Origin of the sequence: Winogradskyella sp. (assembly GCF_965228925.1) — a bacterium.
Taxonomy (GTDB): Bacteria; Bacteroidota; Bacteroidia; order Flavobacteriales; family Flavobacteriaceae; genus Winogradskyella.
The window spans coordinates 2,092,430-2,108,861 of sequence record NZ_OZ245845.1 but is presented as its reverse complement, the minus strand read 5'-3'; the positions used below and the strand labels follow the sequence as shown (position 1 = coordinate 2,108,861).

The 16,432-nt window shown below is 36.5% G+C and carries 19 protein-coding genes; 11 read left to right on the top strand and 8 right to left on the bottom strand.

Annotated features, from left to right (window positions below):
* Nucleotides 1-22 precede the first annotated feature (22 nt).
* The 9 genes from trpD to ACO052_RS08560 all read left to right on the top strand — a co-directional run bounded on the left by trpD (nucleotide 23) and on the right by ACO052_RS08560 (nucleotide 7,123).
* A complete protein-coding gene (gene trpD, locus ACO052_RS08600) occupies nucleotides 23-1,015 on the top strand; it encodes an anthranilate phosphoribosyltransferase (RefSeq protein ID WP_422107602.1) in 993 nt (330 codons plus the stop codon).
* Entirely contained in the window at nucleotides 1,012-1,797 is a 786-nt protein-coding gene (gene trpC / locus ACO052_RS08595; RefSeq protein ID WP_422107601.1) for an indole-3-glycerol phosphate synthase TrpC, read from the top strand. Before trpD ends, trpC begins: the two co-directional genes overlap by 4 nt.
* Before the next feature lie 119 nt (nucleotides 1,798-1,916).
* Nucleotides 1,917-2,648 carry a phosphoribosylanthranilate isomerase gene (locus ACO052_RS08590; RefSeq protein ID WP_422107600.1) on the top strand — a complete coding sequence of 244 codons (732 nt, stop codon included), beginning with the start codon at nucleotides 1,917-1,919 and terminating at the stop codon, nucleotides 2,646-2,648.
* Nucleotides 2,649-2,728: 80 nt separating this feature from the next.
* Nucleotides 2,729-3,916: a tryptophan synthase subunit beta gene (gene trpB / locus ACO052_RS08585; protein WP_422107599.1), complete on the top strand. Its 1,188-nt coding sequence runs from the start codon at nucleotides 2,729-2,731 to the stop codon at nucleotides 3,914-3,916.
* Nucleotides 3,917-3,951: 35 nt separating this feature from the next.
* Nucleotides 3,952-4,233 carry a GIY-YIG nuclease family protein gene (locus ACO052_RS08580; RefSeq protein WP_422107598.1) on the top strand — a complete coding sequence of 94 codons (282 nt, stop codon included), beginning with the start codon at nucleotides 3,952-3,954 and terminating at the stop codon, nucleotides 4,231-4,233.
* Nucleotides 4,234-4,269: 36 nt separating this feature from the next.
* Nucleotides 4,270-5,034, top strand: a complete 765-nt coding sequence (gene trpA / locus ACO052_RS08575) for a tryptophan synthase subunit alpha (RefSeq protein WP_422107597.1) — start codon at nucleotides 4,270-4,272, stop codon at nucleotides 5,032-5,034.
* Between the two features lie 58 nt (nucleotides 5,035-5,092).
* Nucleotides 5,093-5,545, top strand: coding sequence for a tRNA (cytidine(34)-2'-O)-methyltransferase (locus ACO052_RS08570; protein ID WP_422107596.1), 453 nt, complete (start codon nucleotides 5,093-5,095; stop codon nucleotides 5,543-5,545).
* A 158-nt stretch (nucleotides 5,546-5,703) separates the two neighbouring features.
* Nucleotides 5,704-6,135 (top strand): EF-hand domain-containing protein, encoded by a 432-nt coding sequence (locus ACO052_RS08565; protein ID WP_422107595.1) that lies wholly within the window; start codon nucleotides 5,704-5,706, stop codon nucleotides 6,133-6,135.
* 97 nt (nucleotides 6,136-6,232) lie between these two features.
* Nucleotides 6,233-7,123: a YitT family protein gene (locus ACO052_RS08560; RefSeq protein WP_422107594.1), complete on the top strand. Its 891-nt coding sequence runs from the start codon at nucleotides 6,233-6,235 to the stop codon at nucleotides 7,121-7,123.
* Here the strand turns inward: ACO052_RS08560 and ACO052_RS08555 are convergent.
* The 6 genes from ACO052_RS08555 to ACO052_RS08530 all read right to left on the bottom strand — a co-directional run bounded on the left by ACO052_RS08555 (nucleotide 7,118) and on the right by ACO052_RS08530 (nucleotide 11,787).
* The gene (locus tag ACO052_RS08555) at nucleotides 7,118-7,840 is read right to left on the bottom strand and encodes a uracil-DNA glycosylase family protein (protein ID WP_422107593.1); all 723 of its coding nucleotides are present in this window, start codon (nucleotides 7,838-7,840) and stop codon (nucleotides 7,118-7,120) included. The two genes, ACO052_RS08560 and ACO052_RS08555, sit on opposite strands and share 6 nt — an antisense overlap.
* A complete protein-coding gene (locus ACO052_RS08550; RefSeq protein ID WP_422107592.1) occupies nucleotides 7,840-8,565 on the bottom strand; it encodes a hypothetical protein in 726 nt (241 codons plus the stop codon). Before ACO052_RS08550 ends, ACO052_RS08555 begins: the two co-directional genes overlap by 1 nt.
* A 31-nt stretch (nucleotides 8,566-8,596) precedes the next feature.
* The gene (gene yaaA / locus ACO052_RS08545) at nucleotides 8,597-9,355 is read right to left on the bottom strand and encodes a peroxide stress protein YaaA (RefSeq protein WP_422107591.1); all 759 of its coding nucleotides are present in this window, start codon (nucleotides 9,353-9,355) and stop codon (nucleotides 8,597-8,599) included.
* A gap of 133 nt (nucleotides 9,356-9,488) precedes the next feature.
* Nucleotides 9,489-10,136 (bottom strand): VOC family protein, encoded by a 648-nt coding sequence (locus ACO052_RS08540; RefSeq protein WP_422107590.1) that lies wholly within the window; start codon nucleotides 10,134-10,136, stop codon nucleotides 9,489-9,491.
* A gap of 67 nt (nucleotides 10,137-10,203) precedes the next feature.
* Nucleotides 10,204-11,232 carry an RluA family pseudouridine synthase gene (locus ACO052_RS08535; protein ID WP_422107589.1) on the bottom strand — a complete coding sequence of 343 codons (1,029 nt, stop codon included), beginning with the start codon at nucleotides 11,230-11,232 and terminating at the stop codon, nucleotides 10,204-10,206.
* 3 nt (nucleotides 11,233-11,235) lie between these two features.
* Complete coding sequence (locus ACO052_RS08530) at nucleotides 11,236-11,787, bottom strand: PASTA domain-containing protein (protein ID WP_422107588.1); 552 nt, start codon at nucleotides 11,785-11,787, stop codon at nucleotides 11,236-11,238.
* A gap of 178 nt (nucleotides 11,788-11,965) precedes the next feature.
* Between ACO052_RS08530 and ACO052_RS08525 the strand changes: the two genes are divergently transcribed.
* Nucleotides 11,966-12,943, top strand: a complete 978-nt coding sequence (locus ACO052_RS08525; protein ID WP_422107587.1) for a D-alanine--D-alanine ligase — start codon at nucleotides 11,966-11,968, stop codon at nucleotides 12,941-12,943.
* A gap of 88 nt (nucleotides 12,944-13,031) precedes the next feature.
* Nucleotides 13,032-13,493 carry a pantetheine-phosphate adenylyltransferase gene (gene coaD, locus ACO052_RS08520; protein WP_422107586.1) on the top strand — a complete coding sequence of 154 codons (462 nt, stop codon included), beginning with the start codon at nucleotides 13,032-13,034 and terminating at the stop codon, nucleotides 13,491-13,493.
* Here coaD and ACO052_RS08515 read toward each other — a convergent pair.
* Both ACO052_RS08515 and ACO052_RS08510 read right to left on the bottom strand, forming a co-directional pair.
* On the bottom strand, nucleotides 13,486-14,130 hold the full coding sequence (locus ACO052_RS08515; protein WP_422107585.1) for a response regulator: 645 nt from the start codon (nucleotides 14,128-14,130) through the stop codon (nucleotides 13,486-13,488). The genes coaD and ACO052_RS08515 overlap by 8 nt on opposite strands.
* A gap of 29 nt (nucleotides 14,131-14,159) precedes the next feature.
* On the bottom strand, nucleotides 14,160-16,250 hold the full coding sequence (locus ACO052_RS08510) for a tetratricopeptide repeat-containing sensor histidine kinase (RefSeq protein WP_422107584.1): 2,091 nt from the start codon (nucleotides 16,248-16,250) through the stop codon (nucleotides 14,160-14,162).
* Nucleotides 16,251-16,432: the final 182 nt, after the last annotated feature.

Genomic DNA, 16,432 nt, shown 5'->3' with positions numbered 1-16,432 from the left:
CGCGGTCGCAGGAATGACAAATATGAAAGAACTACTCAACAGATTAATCAACCAAGAAAGTATCTCGAGCGAAGAAGCTAAAAATGTTTTGGTAAACATCTCAAATGGTGCTTATAATCAAAGCCAAATCGCATCTTTTTTAACAGTGTATATGATGCGTAATATTACCATTGAAGAACTTCGTGGATTTAGGGATGCGCTTTTAGAGCTTTGTATTCCAGTGGACCTGGAAGGCCACGACACCATTGATTTATGCGGTACCGGTGGTGATGGCAAAGACACGTTTAACATTTCGACATTGTCTTCATTCGTGGCGGCTGGCGCAGGTATCAAGGTCACTAAACATGGTAATTATGGGGTATCCTCAGCTTGTGGATCCTCCAATGTTATGGAAGAACTAGGCATTAAGTTTTCTAATGATATCGACTTCCTAAAACGTAGCATTGACGCAGCAGGAATTTGTGTTTTACATGCACCTCTGTTTCATCCTGCCATGAAAAATGTGGCACCCATTAGAAAAGCGCTAGGAGTCAAAACTTTTTTTAATATGCTCGGCCCCATGGTAAATCCTTCGTTTCCAAAAAATCAAATGGTTGGCGTTTTTAACCTAGAATTGTTACGATTGTACAGCTATCTCTATCAGGAAACCGATAAGAATTACGCTATAGTCCATGCATTAGATGGTTATGATGAGATCTCATTAACAGGTAAGACCAAAGTTATTTCTAACGCATCCGAAGTTTTATTTGCACCTCAGGATTTAGGTGTCGATCAAATTGAACAGTCAGAAATTTTTGGTGGTAACTCAGTACAACAAGCCGCGCGACTTTTTACAAAAATCATTAGTGGTAATGGTACTGAAGCACATAATAACGTCGTCTGTGCCAATGCCGGTTTGGCCATAGCAACGGTAAAGCAAATATCACACAAAGACGGTTTTGAATTAGCCAAGGCATCATTACTCGGTGGAAAAGCTAAAGAAAGTTTGAATAAATTGATCGAATTGAGCAAATGAACATTTTAGATAACATAGTAGCTGATAAACGCAAAGAAGTTGATTTGAGAAAATCATTGATTCCTATTAAACAATTAGAAGCTTCAGTACTGTTCGGTAGAAAAACACATTCATTAGCGGCTGCTTTAAGGTATAGTGATTCAGGAATTATTGCCGAGCATAAAAGACGGTCGCCTTCTAAATCGGTAATCAACCAGCGTCTAAATGTTCAAGATGTAGCTACAGGTTACCAATCAGCAGGAGTTTGTGGTATGTCCGTTTTAACTGATGGTAAGTATTTTGGAGGTTCGCTTGACGATCTATTTTTAGCAAGGGCAAGTTGTAAACTTCCACTTTTAAGAAAGGAATTTATCATAGATGAATACCAAATTATTGAAGCCAAAGCCTCAGGTGCAGACGTTATTTTACTGATTGCCGCTATTTTAAGTAAAGCGGAAATCAAAACATTTTCGGAATTGGCCAAAAGCTTACATCTCGACGTTTTGTTAGAAGTTCATAATGAAGAAGAATTACAAAAATCGATAATGCCGTCATTAGATATGCTCGGTGTTAATAATAGAAACCTGAAAACATTTGAAGTCAGTTTAGAGACGAGCAAAACATTAAGTGAACAGATCCCCGATGACTTTGTCAAAGTTTCTGAAAGTGGGATTAGTTCTGTAAATGCTATTAAAGAATTGCAACCCTATGGCTATAAAGGCTTCTTGATTGGTGAGAACTTTATGAAAACGGATGATCCAGGGAAAAGTGCTTTTGAATTTATAAGAGAATTGAATGAATAATGTCATGTCGAACACTTCGGCTATGCTCAGTGCAGGCCGTGAGACATCTCATAATGAGATTTACCTTTGCTGAACCTAAAGGTGTCTCAATCGCTTCGCTCATGTCGAAATGACAAATTATGAAACTGAAGATTTGCGGAATGAAATATAATACTACTGAAGTTGCAAAACTGCAACCCGACTATTTGGGCTTTATATTCTATGGTAAATCACCACGACATTTTGAGGGAGCTATCCCTAAACTACCTGAATCTATTAAAAAAGTAGGCGTTTTTGTAGATGAAAACATCGAAATCATTGTCAATCTTGTCGAAAAATACCAATTGGATGCTATACAGCTTCATGGACATGAATCACCAGAATATTGTGCCAAATTAATAGCACTATGTCATGTCGAGCAAAGCGAGATTTCTCATAACAGCATGCCCAAATCGCAAGGCGCATTTCGCAATGAGAACACCATTGAAATCATCAAAGTCTTTTCGATTAAAGACAAATTTGATTTTAGTGTATTAAAACCTTACGAAGACGTCGTCGATTATTTTTTGTTTGACACCAAAGGAGAGTTACCAGGAGGTAACGGTTACGCATTTAATTGGGATGTTTTGAAAGATTATCCATCGACCAAACCCTATTTTTTAAGCGGTGGTATTGGATTGGATGATATTGACAGTGTTTTGTCATTCCTGCGACCGCGTGCCGCCAATAGCTTTAGCGGTGGCGCAAGGCAGGCATCCAAATACTGCTATGCCATTGACGTGAACAGTAAATTTGAAATTGAACCAGGATTAAAACATATTGATGAATTAGAACAATTTAAAAATGAAATATGTCATGTCGAACGCATGTGAGACATCTCATAATGAGATTTAGTTTCGCTGAACCTAAAGGTGTCTCAATCGCTTCGCTCATGTCGAAATGACAAAAAACTATGAAACAGACATACAACATTAACAACAAAGGGTATTACGGAGAATTTGGAGGCGCCTTTATTCCAGAGATGCTCTATCCCAACGTAGAAGAACTTCGTCAAAACTATTTAAAGATCATGGCTGAGCCATCCTTTCAGGAGGAGTTTCACCAGCTTTTAAAGGACTATGTAGGCAGGCCTTCTCCGTTGTATTATGCTAAGCGCCTTTCAGAAAAATACAATACCAAGGTTTATCTAAAGCGTGAAGACCTCAACCATACTGGGGCGCATAAAGTCAATAATACTATTGGCCAAATCCTAATGGCAAAGCGTTTGGGTAAAAACAGAATTATTGCCGAAACTGGAGCGGGACAACATGGCGTCGCCACAGCTACAGTATGTGCTCTCATGGGCATTGAATGTGTCGTTTATATGGGCGAAATAGATATTGCACGCCAGGCCCCAAACGTAGCACGGATGAAAATGCTAGGAGCCGAAGTACGACCAGCATTATCCGGTAGCAGAACATTGAAAGATGCGACTAACGAAGCCATTAGGGATTGGATTAACAACCCTGTAGACACCCATTATATTATTGGTTCTGCAATTGGACCACATCCTTATCCAGATATGGTCACGCGATTTCAATCTGTCATTTCCGAAGAGATTGTATCGCAGCTCAAAGAAAAAGAAGGGCGTGACTATCCGGATTATGTGGTGGCCTGCATAGGTGGTGGTAGTAATGCAGCCGGAACCTACTACCATTTTTTAGATAACGAGAAGGTTGGTATCATCGCCGTAGAAGCTGCGGGAAAAGGTATTCATTCTGGCGAGAGTGCTGCAACTTCAGCCTTAGGAAAAGAAGGTATTATTCATGGTTGCAAGACTTTGCTTATGCAAACCGATGACGGTCAAATTACCGAACCTTATTCTATTTCAGCAGGATTAGACTATCCTGGAGTTGGTCCACTCCACTCACACCTCTATAAATCTGGTCGCGGTGAATTTTATTCGGCTACCGATGATGAGGCTATGACTGCTGGTTTAGAATTAGCGCAATTAGAGGGTATTATTCCTGCTATAGAAACCAGTCATGCTCTGGCTATTTTTGAACATAAAACCTTTCGACCAGATGATGTTGTTGTGATCAGTTTGTCTGGACGGGGCGATAAAGATTTACAGAACTATATTGATTATTTTAAATTATAACGTCATGCTGAACTTGTTTCAGCATCGCATTAGAAATGAAATACAGTTTTGTTTACATAATGACCAATACTTATCGAACAACCTTTTATATTGGTGTAACCACTAATTTGTCTAAACGCATATTTGAACATGCTGACGGCACCGGTTCTCAATTCACAAAAAAGTATAACCTTAAGGATTTGATTTATTTTGAAAAGTTCACGGACATGAATCAAGCTATAGACAGAGAAAAGCAATTAAAGAACTGGCATAAGGAATGGAAACTAAATCTAATAAAAGAAAAAAATCCTAAACTTGAAACACTAAAAATTATGTGACCCTGAAATAAATTCAGGGTGACGGCATTTAATAACATGAACAGAATACACCAAAAACTACAAGAAAACAAAAAATTGCTTTCTATATATTTTACAGCAGGTTATCCCGACCTTAATGATACTGTAAACATCATTAAAAATTTGGAAACCAGCGGTGTGGATATGATAGAAATAGGTTTACCCTTTAGTGATCCATTGGCGGACGGACCAACGATACAAGCTAGCTCTACAGCAGCGCTTAAAAACGGAATGACAACTGAGACACTATTTGAACAACTCAAAGATATTAGGGCTTCCGTCTCTATCCCATTAATCATTATGGGGTATTTTAATCCGGTGTTGCAATATGGCGTGGAGGCTTTTTGCAAAAAATGTCAAGAACTTGGAATTGACGGATTAATACTTCCTGATTTGCCAGTTGATGTCTATGATGAGCACTATAAAACTACCTTTGAAAAGTATGGCTTAATTAATGTGTTTTTAATTACACCGCAAACCTCAGAAGAACGCATTCGTTATATCGACTCTATTTCCAACGGATTCATCTATATGGTGAGTTCCGCAAGTACTACAGGAGCCAAAAGTGGTTTTGGAGATACCCAAACCGATTATTTTAAACGTATTGCTTCATTACACCTTAAGAATCCTCAAATTGTTGGTTTTGGAATATCGAATAATGAGACCTTTACTAAAGCCACGCAATATGCAAAAGGTGCCATTATTGGTAGTGCTTTTATAAAGCATTTGACCAATGAGGGTATTAATAGTATTGAAAGTTTTGTAAATAGAATTCTAAATTAAAACAGATTCCTACCTTAATTTATCTTAACACAGTAAGAAGGCAGGAAAGATAAAGCATATGCCACTTAACATAGTCCTCATAGAACCAGAAATACCTAACAACACAGGCAATATCGGGCGATTAGCCTTAGCCACAGGCTCAAGATTACATTTAGTAAAACCCTTTGGCTTTGAAATCGACGACAAACGACTAAAACGTGCTGGCTTGGACTATTGGCAACATATAGAGGTTATTTACTATGAATCTTCAGATGAATTCTTCTCAAAAAATGCCACTGCTAAAATGGTGTTCTTATCCAGTCACGGACACAAATCTCACTGGGACATCAAATATACTGATCATATGTTCCTGATCTTCGGTAAAGAATCCGTTGGATTGTCCAAACCACTAATCGAAAAACATCGAGAACAACTCTTTAAAATCCCCATGTTCAGCGCGCATATTAGGAGCCTAAATCTGGCCAATGCCGTAAGTGTTATTGTCTACGAAGGTTTACGTCAGCTTCGTTAATTTTATCACAAAAAAGATATTGCGATTAAACCCTTTTAAAGTAAGCCAGTCCTAATAGTGTTCATTAATAATTTGCTGAACTGTCAGGCCGAGCTTCCCTGTGCTGAGCGCAGTCGAAATACCGAGGTCTTATTTCAGTATCTAAACACATAAAAAATATGATTTCAAAAACATTAAAAGTGAGTTTATGCCTCGTTGCGTTAGGCGCAATTACATTGGTCAATGCCCAAGAAAGACGAGGAAAGAAAAGTGCAAGTCCAGAAAAAATATTTAAAAAACTAGATGCCAACGCAGATGGAGAATTATCTCTTGACGAGTTTAAGGATAATCGCAAACGGGAAGACATTAAAACTGAACTTATGGACGAACGCTTTAAAGAATTGGATGCGGATGCTAGCGGCGCTGTATCCTTTGAAGAATTTACTTCCAGAAAAGAACTATCGAAGGAAGAGCGCATCAAAAAGCGCTTTGAAACCATGGATGCCAATGGGAATGGTGTTATTGATATGACAGAATACACGGCATTTATTGAAGATACCGAAAAGCGCCGAAAAAAGCACAAACAGCGCAGACACAAAACAGACGATTAGTTATAAAAATCTTCTAGAAATTCTAGAGGATTTTTTTATTTCTAAATAAGGTCAAACGGATTTGGTTTTGTATCTTTTAAAAAAACAAAACCAACACTTGAAAAGCTCTAGAACTCTTAAAGTCTTATCCGAATATGGGCAACTAGCTTTCGGGATTGTTCTTGCTAGTATAGGACTAAAAGCCTTTTTACTACCCAATGGCTTTTTGGATGGCGGCGTTACGGGAATTGCTTTATTGGTTAGGACACAAGTTGACATCAACATTTCTTTTCTTCTCGTCTTGTTTAGTATTCCTTTTTTAATACTAGGTTATTTTACCGTCTCCAAACGAATTGTTATAAAATCAATCATTAGTATTCTAGGATTAGCTTTTTTTATCTATTATGAAAATTTTGATACCATAACCGACGATAAATTATTGATTTCCATTTTTGGAGGTTTATTTTTAGGAGCTGGTATTGGCATCTCTATTCGTAACGGATCGGTCTTGGATGGTTCTGAAATTCTTGGTGTATATCTCAATGATAAATTCGGAATAAGTATCGGGCAGATTATCCTAGTTTTTAATGTGATTTTATTCAGTATAACAGCTATGATATTATCCGTGGAAGTTGCACTCTACTCCATTCTCACCTATATCGTAACCGCTAAAGTCACGGACTTGATTATTGAAGGGTTCGAGGATTTTATTGGTGTTACTATTGTTTCAAAAAAATTCGAAAAAGTAGAAGATGCGATTACTAAAGAACTCGGTACGGGTATGACACTCTATAAAGGGACGCGAGGTATAGGAGGCTCTGGAAAAACAGAAGATATTGATATTATACACATTATTATCAACCGTATCGATATCAAAAAAATGTATCGCATTGTTAACAAAGTGGATCCGAAAGCGTTTATTGTAGAGTTCGATGTGAATACTGTAAAAGGTGGAGTGCTTCGCCATTATTTGGATAAGAAAAAGAATCGCAGGATTCCAAACTTATAAAAACTCACGGTACTGCATCACTCTGAAATCAAAGGTATTAAAGTTGGGGTTTTTGGCTTTTAGCTGCTTGTAAAGGGGCAATCGACTTATAGAGATATTGGCTGCTCCCGAACCTGAGGTTAGAGAAACGGTTTTGATGATTCTGATGTCATTCCGAAATGAGCTTTGCGATTGAGGAGTCTCACTTTTAGATGCTTCGCTTCGCTCTGAATGACTGTTTAGAGTAAATTGGTGAATTCTAGGCACTTCATTATTCACTAACTCCAGCTTTAAATCGTAATCCCTTAAGTGTCTCCTAAAAAAATATTCAGGCCCATTTTTACTGTTACCACCTGTAAATAAAATGGTATCTATATTCGGAAACTGCTTCAGGTAACCAACCACATTTCTTAGTTTTATGTTTTTCATCCCCAAATCTGAAGCATCAATCTTTTCGCGTTCGGCGCTTTCTACGATATCACAAACCCCTATCTGATGATCAATTAAAAATTGCTTTCGCTGATCGATGGCTTCCTGCGAATTGTCATAGCGTAGGTTAAGACTGTGGATCTTATCAATAAACAACCAGAGGGAATTGTAATAACTCCCATAACAGAAATCCACGTCCTTTTCCAAAAGTTCACCCGTTGAAAATCGAGGAGGTGGTAAAGTGCCGACAATTAACTTTTGTGTATCGGGTTGAATAAAGGGTTCGTAAGGATGTTTATGGAAAAACATTATAAAGATTTCAATAAACGCTCTACTTCGACAATGGTCGGTCTGTAGAGACGTCTGTTAGGTTTAGTCATGTGTTGAGACTCAGAAGAAATTTCCTCCAATAATTCGATCCCTTCAGAAGTTCTACCATTTTCTAGATAAAACTTAGCCAACTCTAAGCGCTCATGGTAATTAGAATAAGGTCGGTCTATTTGCTTCAATTGTATTTCCGCCTCTTGGACCTGCCCTAGTTCTTTTAAGGCTAAACCATAGCAAAACTGTTGTTTAGAGCCTACAAATTCAGATTTATCTACAATCTTTTTAGCTTGCCCTACAACAGCTTCGTAATCCTCAATTTGAAAATAACACAATACCAGTTGCTGTCTGGCGTATAAGTCATTTTGGTCTGTATCCTTTAATGTATGTTTGTAGTTCTTGATGGCATTTGGCATATCCCCATTTTCTACATAGGCCTCTGCAAGTGCCATTCTATTCGTATAAGAGTCTGAAAATTCTAATGCGCTTTCTAAATCCCGAATCTTCTTCGTAGGATTAATAATCGAGGTGATTTCACTTTGAATTTTCTCAGCATCCCTCCTATTATAAATATTGGTGATAAAATAAATGATGGGCCCAATAACAGGAATAAAGAATACTAAAAAGTACCAGTAATAAGGTTTTTTGTTTTTATAGATATGATAGAGACAGTACCCTTGAATAAAAAGTATTAAATAATAACGAAACATGGAAGATTGGTTAACTTTTTAAAGATAACAACTATCTTACAAAAACCAATTCTTTTTCAGAGGACAGCGCTTCACTATACCCATAACCTTCGTAGTTAAAACCTTTAATATCATCTAGGGTTTTAGCATCTGTATCTATGATATATCTCGTCATATAACCCCTTGCCAGTTTCGCAAAAGTCATGATGGTTTTATACTGCCCGTTTTTTAAATCTTTGAAATTGGCAGTGACCACGGGTACTTTTAGAGCTTTTGTATCTATCGTCTTAAAATACTCGTTACTAGCTAAATTTAGGAATAGCTCGTCATCTTCTAATTCGTCATTCAAGGATTGGGTTACTTTTTTCTTCCAGAATTCATAAAGGTTTTTGTTTTTGCCCACTGACATTCTGGTGCCCATTTCCAATCGGTAAGGTTGAATTAAATCCAAGGGCTTCAAAATGCCGTATAATCCCGAAATGATCCGTACTGTATCCTGGACTTTACCCAATTTCTCAACATCTATAGTGTAAGTATCAAGACCTCTGTACACATCACCACTAAACGCATATAAAGCTTGTCTTGCATTATCCGATGTGAATGGCAATTCCCATGTTTGATTACGCTCATAATTCAACTGACCAAGATTAGCTGAAATATTCATAAGCTTCGATAAGCTTTTGGCGGACTTCTTTCTCAATAGCTTATTTAAACGCTGTGCCTCAGTTAAAAAACAACCTTCAGTAGTTTTGGCCGTTGGCAATTCGCTTTCAAAATTTAAAGATTTCGCAGGTGATAATACGAGTTTCATAGTTGATTTCCCACAAAAGTAGGACTATAATTAGAGGTTAAACAACAGTTCTTTTTCAGTGTAAAAATACAACCTAATTGAAACAGTTTCAAATATCTTCAACAACTAATCTTGATAGTTGTATAATAATTGTCTATGTTTTAATCCTTCCCTTTTCAAAAGTAAAATTATAATCCCCCCTGATACTAAATTCTGAAGTAAAGGCCTCTTCATTTGTAGGATACCATTTCTTTTTTGCCTTATCAATGACAATAAAAAGACCGTCGTCATTTCCTAAAGCACAAAAACGTGAAAAGTCCCCATCAAAAATACGGATAGGTTTTATAGTATTGATACTGTTATAAATTGTTTCAATATCATTGGTAACTATTCCCAATTCACTAATAGACACGAGGCTCCGCGAAGAAAATCCCCCTTCTAAATCAGCGCTTATTGCTTCTCTGGCAATAAACTCCATGATGTTTCTATCAGCATCATAAAAATAAATTGATTTGGCTCTCCAGCTATCAAAATTAGCAATATAATTTTCACCTGATTGAATAAGAGCTGTACGCTTTTCTAGCCATATTTTAGCTTTAAGAATAGAACCGGCTGGAATGTTAAATGCCAAATGCGATGGCTTCATCATTTTTTTATATCGAAACGTTAAAACACTATAACCAACTTTAAAAGAAATTTCATTTGGCGAATCTAATAGTTGTTCTAAACCCAAAGTGCTTCTATAAAAAAATTTTTGTGCCTCTATTTGCGATGTGTATAATATGACTTCGTCTATTCTCATAACATTTATAATGTACAAAATTAGGCGACCTACACCAATTAATTATTTAGATTATAATTCTTTAGACCTATTTTAAATGCGTTGCATAGTCCCTCCATTTCTCTATACATTGCTGCATGTCCTCGGGTAACGCTGTAGTGAAACTCATCCATTGGCCCGTTGTGGGGTGCTCAAAACCCAAGGTTTTTGCATGTAAGGCTTGTCTTGGAAGTATCTTAAAACAATTTTCGACAAATTGTTTGTATTTCGAAAATGTTGTGCCCTTTAAGATCTTTTCACCGCCATAGCGCTCGTCATTAAACAAGGTATGTCCTATGTGTTTCATATGCACACGTATCTGATGCGTACGACCCGTTTCTAGTTTACAACTCACCAAAGTTACATACCCCAAACGTTCTAAGACTTTATAATGCGTTATGGCAGGTTTACCCTTATAGGTTTCGTCTCCTTCATAAACCGTATTCTGTAACCTGTTTTTAGGGTGTCTCCCTATATGACCTTCAATGGTTCCTTCATCATCATCAACATTACCCCAAACCAAGGCTACATATTCGCGTTCGCTTGTCTTTTCCGCAAATTGATTCGATAAATGAGCCATCGCTTTTTCGGTTTTGGCCACCACCAACAAACCACTGGTATCTTTATCTATACGATGTACCAAACCCGGTCGCTCACTTGAATTGTTCGGTAGGTTTTCAAAATGAAAAATGAGACCGTTAATTAAGGTTCCCGAATAATTACCATGACCTGGATGGACGACCATACCTGCTGGTTTATTAACCACCAAGACATCATCATCTTCATAAACGATATCAATGGGGATATCCTCGGCTACCAATAAATGCTCATGTGGCGGATGTTCAAACTTAACCCTGATATGGTCATTGGGTTTAACCTTGTAATTGGATTTTACAGGCTTACCATTAACGAAAATACTACCGTCCTTTGCTGCTTGTTGAATTTTATTTCGTGTCGCATTTTCAACAAAATTCATTAGGTATTTATCAATGCGTAAGGGTTGTTGGCCTTTTTCAACCTTAAACGCATAATGCTCGTAAAGCTCATTTTCTTCGGAGATATCTGGAGTATCAGCCATAGTCTAGCGATTTCCGTTACCCAAAACTAAATCAATAGTAGAGGTCAATGGTAGCAAGGTCCCTGGCGATAGGGTTTTGCCTTCATGCTTCATCCCCAACACCACATCCTTACCGATATTGTCGATATACGTGATTTTGCCAATTTTAAATTCCAATGCTTGTAACTGTGGTTTGGCCTGTCGAAACGTTCGCTTTAAGATATTGGGCACCTCAACCTTACGATAGCCAGATGGATTTAGAATTAAATAAATCTTACGATTTTCCTTGACCTGAGCACCGGCGATTGGATTTTGCTCAATAACGGAATACTTGGGATAATTCGGGTTGTAATTTGCTGAGTCTTGAAGTTGAAACTCCAAGTTATTATCTTCCAACTCTATTTTTACAGTCTCTAAAGATTTCCCCTTTAGATCCGGAACTGTGATAAACTCACCGTGATTGGTAGTAGCGTTTAGCCATCTTAAAACAATAAAACTGAGCACCACAATAGCCGTAATAGCCAATGCTAATTGTTTGAAAAACACTTTACTGGTTAAAAATTTAACTAAACTCATAGGTTGTTTATTGGTTGACAAATCTAAATAAATAATCTAACGTTATAAAATTAATATACGTATGTCCCTTAAGATTTAGATGGTAGCAGCGTGGATTAATAGCTATTGAAAATAGTCTCTAAAATGAGAACGTCTAAAAATAAATGATACTTTTACATTTAAGCATACGAAACAGAGCATGAAGAAAAACATCGCTATTATTATGGGAGGTTACTCTAGTGAATATGAGATTTCGCTAAAGAGCGGTAATGTCGTTTACCATACCTTAGACACAGAAAAATATCAGGCCTATCGCATTCATATTTTCAAACACAAATGGGTGTTCGTTAATGATGAAGGTGATGAATTCCCTATTGATAAAAATGATTTTTCTGTTCTAGTAGATGGTACTAAAGTCACTTTTGATTGTGTCTTTAATGCCATTCACGGTTCCCCAGGCGAAGATGGTTATATGCAAGCCTATTTTGCACTGTTGGATCTCCCACAAACGAGTTGCGCTATGTATCAGGCCGCTTTAACCTTTAATAAACGAGACCTATTGGCAACCCTAAAACCCTATGGTATAAAAACAGCCGAAAGCTACTATCTCAATCTCGGTGATAGCATCGATGAAGATGCTATTATAAACAGAGTCGGTTTGCCCTGTTTTGTTAAGGCTAATAAGGCCGGAAGTAGTTTCGGGATTACTAAGGCTTATAAAAAAGAAGACTTAAAACCGGCTATTGACCACGCCTTTAAAGAAGACAATGAAATCATCATCGAACAGTTTTTAGATGGTGTCGAAGTATCTGTAGGCGTGATTTCTTACAGAGGTGAAACCACTGTTCTCCCTATTACCGAAATCGTTTCTGAAAATGATTTTTTTGACTATGCCGCAAAATATGAAGGCAAATCTCAAGAAATTACACCAGCCCGAATTTCTAAAGATTATGAAGAAAAAACCCGAAAGGTCGCTAAACAGATCTATGATATCTTAGGCATGACTGGTTTTTCGAGAAGTGAGTTTATCTTTATGGATGATGAGCCTCATCTATTGGAAATGAATACGGTTCCTGGCTTAACCAAAGAAAGTATCTTACCGCAACAAGCTGCCGAAGCTGGCATTAGTATGCAAGACTTGTTTGATAATGCCATTGAAGAAGCCTTAAAAAATTGACGATTTGAGATTGACGATTTTTGATTTGTTATATTTGATAATTAATGCACATGATTGGTGATTCAAAAAATCAAAAACATCCAATGAAATGAAACGCGCCATATTTCCAGGGTCTTTCGATCCAATTACCAACGGACACTATGATATTATAAAACGTGGTGTAAAGCTATTTGATGAAGTTATAGTTGCTATTGGTATCAATGCGGATAAGAAGTATATGTTCTCTTTGGAAGAACGAAAGGCTTTTATCGAAAAAGCATTTGAAAACCAGCCTAAAGTTAAAGTCACAACTTATAAAGGCTTAACAGTAGATTATTGTAAGGAAATAGGAGCTAAGTTTATCTTAAGGGGGCTAAGAAATCCCGCCGACTTTGAGTTCGAAAAAGCCATAGCCCATACCAATCGAAAACTTTCAAAAATCGAAACCGTTTTCTTGCTAACTGCTGCTAAAACCTCCTACATTTCGTCATCTATAGTTCGAGATGTCATTAGAAATAATGGCGATTATACTGTTTTAGTTCCTGATAGCGTGCAAATTACTCCTAAATGATATTATTGCGTTTCGCTTTTTCTACAGCTTCTAACTTATTATGAACTTGTAGCTTGCGATATATATGTTCTATATGCTTTCTAATTGTACCCGTAGATAAGATGAGATTTTCCGCTACAGCGTTATAACTTAATCCCTTACTGAGTTGTTCTAACACCTCTACCTCTCTACTCGTCAATTTTATCTCCTCTTTCTCTTTTGTTTCTATAAATGGGTTCCGAAGTAATTTTAGTGTCTTAAGCGCAATAGAAGGGGTCATAGCGGCCCCACCATTTAAGGTTTCAGAAATACCCGAGTGCAAATCACCAGCATTAATTTCCTTTAATAAATAACCGTCCGCACCAGCTTTTATAGCATTAAATATGTTTTCATCATTGTCAAAGACAGTGAGCATTATAATCTTAATGTGAGGGTATTTTTGCTTTACCTTTTCCGTAGCATCAATACCATTCATTACAGGCATTTCAATATCCATCAATATTAAATCAATATTATGATTATCCTCCAACTGTACCAAGAGATCCTCCCCATGCATTGCGGTAAATTTTACACTTAAATTCTCAAAGAAGGAAAGCTTTTCTTCAACTGCCTTTATGAGAAATGTATTATCATCAACTATAGCTATTTTTGTCTTCATTTAATTATATTATTAATGTATCTGTTCATCTAAACACTTAATTCTATAATTGTCCCTTCATTTAAAACAGATTCAATTTTAAGATTACCATTAATTTCCGTAGTTCTTTTTTCCATATTAGACAATCCATTGCCTCTCTTAGTCTTATTTAAATCGAACCCTTTTCCATTATCGGAAATTCTAAAGACGTGATTAGAAACCATTTTATAAACTTCAACTTTTACTTCGGAAGCTTTCGCGTACTTTAAACTGTTGTGTATAGCTTCTTGAATAATTCTATGGATATTCATCCCTTCTACCGAAGTAAATTTTTTAGAGACATCCACATTGTCATTTACGGTAAAGCTAAACTGAATATTAGAATCGTATAGATGTGCCTTATCGATATAGTTTGAAATTCTTGTTTGTAAATCCTCAAAAGAAATCTCGCTTTTATTCATAGCCCAAATCGTATCTCTCAATTCGTATATAGTTCCAGATGTGAACTGGCTAATGGTGGCAAGCTTGGTGTTTAACTTTTTATCTTTAATGTCAAAAGCATATTTTAAGTTATCTAAAGAGGAAATAATAAATGTGAGTTGTGCTCCTATATTATCGTGCAAATCCCTACTTATTCGCAAACGTTGCTCTTGTAACTTGTTTTGCGTTTCAATTTTAAGCAGAGCATCTTTTAACTCATTTTCCTTTTGCAATTGCTGATTCTTTAGTCTTTGTTGATTATAAAACAGGTAACCTACCAAACCTAGAATCAATAGTAATCCCCCTAAACCAACAAGTTGAGAATTTCTTTTTTGAATCACTAAATCCTGTTCTGCTAAGGTGGCGCGTTGAATCAAAATCTGTTTTTCCTTTTTTTCGGTTTCATACTTTGTTTCCAATTCATTGACCTTGTTCTTGACTTCGGTTGAAGAAATAGAATCTGTTAAGTCAAAATAATCCTTATAATAATCTAAAGCCAATTTGTAACGGTTTTGGTCACTATTTAAAAGACTCATAATTAAACTGGCTTCTTTTTGTATATATAGATTCTTGGCTGTTTTGGCCATTTCATATCCTTTTAGCAGTTGTTCTTCTGCTAAGCCAAATTGTTTGTCATACCTATAGGCATCACCTAAGTTGATCCGAGACACCAACTCGCCATGGGTATCCCCTTTGTTTATGCTATTTTCTAATGACTTTTTTCCGTAATCTATTCCTTTTTTATAATTACCGAGCGTAGTTTCTATTAATGCTAGATTTACATAAGTATTATTACGTCCGTTGATATAATTTGACTCATTACTTAGTTGTAAGGCTTTTTCGTAGTAGTCCTTAGCTTTTAAAAGTCGCGTGGTGTCTTTTTTGGCGATGCCTATTTTTCTGAAAGTTCCCCCTAAATTCAAATAGGATCCAATAATATCTATTTTAGAGCCTTCTTCTTGTTTTATATCAAGGGATTTTAATAAATAGTCTTCCGATTTATCATAATCTTCGATGTCCCTATACAAAAGCCCAATATTGTTATAGCATTTTGCCAGCGCTAGTCTATCATTGAGCTGCTCCGCGATTTTTGCGGATTCTAAATACATTTCTAGAGCACCTTCGTAATCACCATTATACGAATCGCATAACGCCAGATTATTGTAACTCCTAGAAACCCCCTCTAAATCATCTGCTGCTTTCGCAATTTGCAACACCATTTCAAACTCTCTTCGAGCAGAAGTATAATCCGATTGATAAAAAAATAGGATGCCTCGGTTATTAAATAGAGAGGATTTTAAATCGTCGTGACTAGTCCTCGCCACAACCTTTGCAGCTTTATCATAGTATACTTGTGCAGAATCTAGCATGGATTTGTCAGAAAAGGCCAGTCCTAAACCTATTAAGGCCTTGGCTTGTAGTGTATCATTGTCAATACTTAAGGCTTGCAAGTTCACTCTTTTAAATATGGCTATTGAAGAGTCTAAATTGATAGACATAAAATGTCTTCCAATATCGTAATAGACAGAATATTTAATTAATGGATCTTTTTTCTTCAAATATACTTGGCGTAAACTGTCGATATGCTTTTGATTTTTAGATTGTGAGGCAGCAGATAGTGCAATGAAAATGACTATGGTTAGGATAATTAGCTTTTTCATATTAGAAAACAAAAAGAGCATCAGAAAATCTCTACATTTTACGGTAGAAAACATTACTGATGCTCCTTTAAGAAAATTGATTAATAGCATAATAATATATTACTAAATCTAAGTTTTTAACACTTTTTTTCGATAAATGGGCATTTTAAAAAGATTAAGCGCAATTAACCTATTCTAATCAC